General features: G+C 42.6%; 1 protein-coding gene. It reads left to right on the top strand.

From position 1 onward, the window contains the following. Positions 1 to 194: 194 nt before the first annotated feature. Positions 195 to 1,634: a transposase gene (locus ACYQ2O_RS12140; protein WP_459796692.1), complete on the top strand. Its 1,440-nt coding sequence runs from the start codon at positions 195 to 197 to the stop codon at positions 1,632 to 1,634. Positions 1,635 to 1,772: the final 138 nt, after the last annotated feature.

The following is a 1,772-nucleotide window of genomic DNA, read 5'->3' as shown; positions in this document are numbered from 1 at the left end:
GAGACACCTAGGAAACTATAGATGCTCTATATAAGTGGATTTAGGGTTTTCTCTTTTGAGTTTTCCCTCCACTTATTTTCTTTTTTTAAATTTTTTCACATTTTTATGCTTATTACTTGACTTTTGGTTTTTGCCTACATAATCAGCGAGAACAGACCAACACTCTGTATCTCACTGAAAAGGCAGGTCTTTCTATGCTAAAACATTTACAGTCACACCAAGAGTACTTGGCTATACAAGAGCGTCTGCGTGGGCTTGTCCCACTTGAAGCACTCAAGGAATACCAAGAGACACTTGACATGTTTCAACACCTTAATTTTGATTCATCGCATGACCACTTGGCTTCCCTTTATTCGACTACCGGTCGACCAGCACTGGCTCAGATTGAACTTTTACGTGCCTGTGTCTTTTGTGCGTACTATGCGATGTCTTGGGAACGATTGATTCATCGGCTTCACCATCGCTCAGTTTATCGATTGATTATTGGGATTGATAAAGAGAATATCCCAACGCTACCCTCTTTTTACGCCATCAGCCGACGGCTTATCCCGTCAGGCGAAAAGACAATGGTCCGTCAGCCGAAAAAACGTAAACCAGTCAACCCATTTAAAAAGAATGAAAAGATGCCTGAATCTAAGAAAAATCGAACGGAAAGAGTAGCTAAACTTGTGCGGAAAGCTGATTTTAATGCGTTCCGACCTGAACGTCATTTACAAAAACTGTTCAAACACGTCAGTGTTGACTCTTCCATCCAAGCGGGTATTTTGGACAATGCGCTCTACATCTCTGGTGATGGCACCTGTGTGCATACGGGTGCTTCCAGCTACGGGAGAAAAACATGTCACTGTCGTCAAAAAGGGATCTTTTCATGTCTCTGTCCCCGTCGCTATTCCGATCCACTTGCTGATTATGGTTGGGATAGCTATAAAGAGCACTATTTTTATGGACATACCGCCTATTTATTATCCACTTACAATCAGGAGTTAGCTTGCGATTTGCCTCTTTACTTAAAGATGGTCAGCGCGAAGCGACATGACAGTGTCACGGCTATGATCAGTTTAGCTGAATTTTGCCAACTCCAGCCGGAACTCACATTCAACGGTTTCCTTTCCGATTCCGCTTCAGATAACTATGAAACCTATCGGTTATTGAAAGAGTGGGACATTCCTGCTTTTATCGCACTGAATGATAGAAAGCAGGGACACTTTAAATATAAACAGTTAGACATTAATAACGAAGGGATTCCCATTTGTGAAGGGGGACTGCCCATGGTATTTGATGGACGCGATTATACCCGTCACCGGAATAAGTTTCGTTGCCCAGCTAAAGCAAGCAAGTGTGTCGCGTGCCCATTGAGAGCCCCTTGTTCTCAGTCCGACTACGGTCGAACCGTTTATACGAAAACGGACGATAACCCACGTTTTTTCACTGAAGTGCCTAGACAGTCAGCTAAATGGCGCTCTGTCATGAAGCAACGAACCAGTATTGAACGCATTAACAAACAGGTTCTGCGAGACTGTGGTGTGGAAAACAGTGGGGTTCGCACACGCGGGCGGATTACGTTCTGGTTGACTATGGCTATGATGGTTATTCACCTTAAAGCACAATACAAACACCTCACAACTCAACCCTAAATTTTTTTAAAAAATCTACACCGTAGGTTTATTTGTGTTGGTCTTTTTTTCTAGACCATCAAACCAAAACCTGTTTGACGAGATAAATCCAATAGTGCTGTAAAAACCAATCAATTGTATGCTCATTTAAGAGCTATT

This window comes from Alkalibacterium sp. m-11, assembly GCF_054658155.1.
This window is presented reverse-complemented; position numbering and strand designations above follow the sequence as displayed.

Excerpts from the sequence above, each read along its gene's own strand:
- ACYQ2O_RS12140 (WP_459796692.1), top strand. The coding sequence starts at position 195 with ATGCTAAAACATTTACAGTCACACCAAGAGTACTTGGCTATACAAGAG.